We start from the raw sequence: 3,839 nt of genomic DNA, 5'->3' as shown, positions 1-3,839 counted from the left end.
GAATATAAATGATAATATAAAGACGATAAACAGGCCATATGGCCGGGCGTAAGCAGCAGTAACAGAACCTGCGGGACTATCAACAGTAGTTCCGCAGGCTTTTTTTGTGTGAAATGGCAGAAAAGGAGAAGATTTTTTATGACATCTGATGAACGTACACTGAAAAAACGGACAGCAGCCCTGTCCGTCCTCAGCAACACAGCCCTCGTTATTGGCAAACTGGCTGTCGGCATGCTGACCGGGACGGTCAGTATTATTTCTGAAGGCATTCACTCCGGCGTGGATCTGCTGGCAGCAGCCATTGCCTGGATGGCCGTAAGGGCTTCGTCCCTGCCGCCTGATGAAACTCATGATTATGGCCATGGAAAAATCGAAACGGTCTCGGCAGCGGTGGAATCTATCCTCATCGTCGTCGCTGCGCTGGCGATTTTCCATGAAGCATGGCAGAAATTCCTCGTCCCCCAGACCATGCCCGAAGATGGGCTGTACCTGGCCATTGGCGTCATGTCGGCGTCCAGCCTGGTCAATGCTATCGTATCGCAGCGCCTTTTTGCTGTAGGAAAACAAACGGGCTCGGCAGCTCTGCAGGCTGACGGCATGCATCTGCGGGCCGATGTGTGGACGTCGGCCGGTGTCCTGGCCGGTCTGGTGCTGATGAAACTGACTGGCTGGGCCTGGATCGACCCCCTCGTGGCCTGTCTGGTCGCTGCCGGTATTTTACGCGTCGGCATTATGATGTGCCGGAAGAGCTATGATGAATTAGTTGATACTTCTCTGAGCCAGATTGAAGAAAACCGTATTGGCCGCATTATTCTGGACAATCCCGGCGTTCTGGGCTATCATCATTTGCGTACCCGCGTCGTAGGCACGACGACGGTGCTGGATTTTCATCTGGAAGTCGACAAATCCCTGCCAGTTTACAAGGCCCATGCCATATCAGATGCAGTCGAATTTTCCCTGCATGCGAAATACGGTTCCTGCGATCCGACGATTCATATTGAACCGCGCTAAACGCAGTATGGCAGATACTGTTCCATGGCAGTGCGTCGTTCTTTCCAGTCCGGCATGATGCAGGTCATGACGTTGTAAAAGTGGCGTGAATGGTCAGGATGAACGAGATGGCACAGTTCGTGGAGCATAACCTGGTCAATGAGGGATTCCGGCATAATGGCCAGATACGTATTCATGGTGATGATTTCTTTGAAGGGCATGCACGAACCCCAGCGGGACCGCATAACCCGTTGGCGCAGGGCCGGTAGGGGAATGGCATAGTCCTGCATCTGAGGAAACATGCGGGAAAGACTTGCCGGAAAGAGGCGCTCGCCAGCCTGGCGCAGGAGAGAATGATACAGGCGCTGGCGCAGGACCGGGTCCTGACCGGATACTTCCATAAAGACGGTCTGGCCGCTGCGGCGGATGGTGTTGTGCAGGCCCAGGCGGACGTCCAGGGTATAGGGCTTTCCGGCAAGCCAGAGGGTATCGCCGTCGCCGAGACGCAGCAGAGCCTGCTGGCGGCGGGAGAGGCTGCGCAGAGCCTGCATGATGGAGGATTCCTGCTTTTTCAGGAACCCTTCGATGTGATACAGCGGGATAGACGGCGGTGCCGAGACATAGAGAGAGCCGTCGGGCCGGATGCGGAGATTGATGTTTTTCACGGCCTTGCGGGCCAGTGTATACGTCAGGGTACGGTCTGCAAGGACGATAGTTCGGGTTGTCATGGCATTCATGGAGCAATAGTATCCTTTCCGGGGAATGGAGCGGCATATTCCAGAAATTTGGTCAGTGCCGGCGATATTTCTTCATCCCTGTGGGCAATGCCCAGGGTTCGCGTGTATCCTTCCGTAAAGGGACGAATACAGACATGAAAGGGAATGTGGTGGAGCAGGAGTTTTGGCAGAATGGAAATGCCGAACCCCTGCTCCACCATTTTGCATACAGCATAATCGTCGTCTATATGGTAGCGAATGACCGGCGTAATATGGTTCAGCTCAAAAATGCGGCCCGTTTCATAAGCCAGTCCGTCTGAAGAAAGAATAAAGTCTTCTCCTTCCAGATCGGAAATGGATACCTGCAGTGCCGAGGCCAGCCGATGATGCCGGGGCAGGACGAGAAGAAGTTCATCGTTGCCAAGGGGCGTAAAGGGAAGGGAGCCAGCAGCATAGTGAGAGGTGAAAATACAGTCTCTCTTTCCGGCCAGCAGGGACTGATGGAGGTCCTGAAACCCGGCGACAGTCATTTCAAAGCGAATGTGCGGATAGGCCCGGGCAAACTGGCGCAGCATAGCCGGCAGCCAGTGGTAGGCAATGCTCTGAATGGTGCCGATGCGGATATAGCCCTTTTCCAGACTGGTCAGATCGGCGGCAATGCGGCGGATGCGCTGTTCTTCCTGGCAGATACAGCGCAGGGACTGCATGAGTTCTTCCAGGTTTGGCCGCAGTTCCATGCCTCGTTTGGAACGGGTAAACAGGGACAGGCCCAGCTCTTTTTCCAGGCTCTTGACGGCCTGACTGACGGCGGACTGGGAATAGTTGAGCTGGGCTGCCGTCTGTGAGAGACTGTGGGTCTGGCAGATATGGAGGACGATTTCGTATTTATTCATAAGTTGGCCCCTTTAGGGATTAGAAAAATGAATTGGTGTGTGCGGAATGAGTGAAGTCATTTCGCCTGACCGGCTGTATGGGCGTTCGTTCAGAAAAGGAGAAGACTGTCTTCAGTTTTTTGCGTTATTCTGAGAACCCCTTTTCTTTTATTATAGTAAAGAGAGGCCGTATGTCAATGGCCGGAATACAGTATATCAGGGGGATGAGACTATGGGGGAATCATTTTGGAACGGCGCAGAAGCGGCCCATCGGCGGGTCATGATGAAAGCAGCAGGGTATTCAGATGAAGACATACGGCATAAGCCGCATATTGGCGTGCCTAATTCGTATATGGCCGGGTCGCCGGGGTCGGCCCATCTGCGCCAGCTGGCAGAAGCGGTGAAAGAAGGAATATGGGCTGCCGGCGGGATTCCCGTAGAATTCGGCATTCCGGCGACATGCGGCAATATTGCCAACGGTGCAGACGAACTGAAATATGAACAGGTCGGCCGGGACATTGTAGCTATGTCAGTAGAATTTGTATCGAAAGTACATCACTTCGACGGGTTGGCCATGGTGGCGACGTGTGATAATATTATTGCAGGATGCTATTTGGCTGCTATGCGCCTGGATATTCCTTCCCTGGTCATTACGGGAGGCTCCATGCAGCCCGGTCAGCACTGCGGAAAGGCCGTCGTCGAGGCGGATCTGGATGCAGCCCGATTCTCCGGCGTCAGTGAAGACGAACTGGCTCAGCTGGAAGATGCCGTGTGCCCGTCTTTTGGTGCATGCCCGTCTATGGGAACGGCCAATACCATGCAGATGCTGGGAGAAGTGCTGAACCTGGTCCTGCCGGGAACGGCAACGATTCCGGCAACGGATAACGAAAAGATCCGCACAGCCCGGGCAGCAGGCCGGCAGATCGTGGCCATGGTGAAGGCCGGAAGGAAGCCGTCAGGACTGATTACGAAAGAAACGCTCCTCAATGCCGTCATGTTTGACCTGGCTGTGGCCGGCTCGACCAATGCAGTACTTCATTTACTGGCTTATGCCTGGGAACTGGGAATATCCCTGACGCTGGATGATTTTGAACGGTACGCCCGGCAGATATTCTGCATCAATGCCGTCGTTCCCAGCGGCCCTTATACAGTCGTGGATTTTCACTATGCCGGCGGTGTCATGAATGTCATGAAAATGCTGGAACGCCATCTGTTTACCCAGGTGCCGGACGTGTACGGCACGACGTGGAAGGATATGCTG

4 protein-coding genes are annotated in these 3,839 nt (G+C 54.2%); 2 read left to right on the top strand and 2 right to left on the bottom strand.

Annotated features, from left to right (window positions below):
• The first annotated feature begins 138 nt into the window (after positions 1-138).
• Positions 139-1,011, top strand: coding sequence for a cation diffusion facilitator family transporter (locus tag Q3886_RS09025; protein WP_301861086.1), 873 nt, complete (start codon positions 139-141; stop codon positions 1,009-1,011).
• On the opposite strand, the gene Q3886_RS09020 is transcribed toward Q3886_RS09025, so the two are convergent.
• Both Q3886_RS09020 and Q3886_RS09015 read right to left on the bottom strand, forming a co-directional pair.
• Complete coding sequence (locus tag Q3886_RS09020; protein ID WP_301861085.1) at positions 1,008-1,718, bottom strand: M48 family metallopeptidase; 711 nt, start codon at positions 1,716-1,718, stop codon at positions 1,008-1,010. The genes Q3886_RS09025 and Q3886_RS09020 overlap by 4 nt on opposite strands.
• Before the next feature lie 5 nt (positions 1,719-1,723).
• A complete protein-coding gene (locus Q3886_RS09015; RefSeq protein ID WP_301861084.1) occupies positions 1,724-2,599 on the bottom strand; it encodes a LysR family transcriptional regulator in 876 nt (291 codons plus the stop codon).
• Positions 2,600-2,810: 211 nt separating this feature from the next.
• On the opposite strand from Q3886_RS09015, the gene Q3886_RS09010 reads away from it, so the two are divergent.
• Positions 2,811-3,839: dihydroxy-acid dehydratase (locus tag Q3886_RS09010; RefSeq protein ID WP_301861083.1), on the top strand; the 1,029-nt coding region annotated here is incomplete at its 3' end.

It is taken from the genome of uncultured Megasphaera sp. (assembly GCF_958350005.1).
Lineage (GTDB): Bacteria > Bacillota > Negativicutes > Veillonellales > Megasphaeraceae > Megasphaera.
The sequence above is the reverse complement of the archived record's forward strand: the minus strand, read 5'-3'. Positions and strand labels throughout refer to the sequence as shown.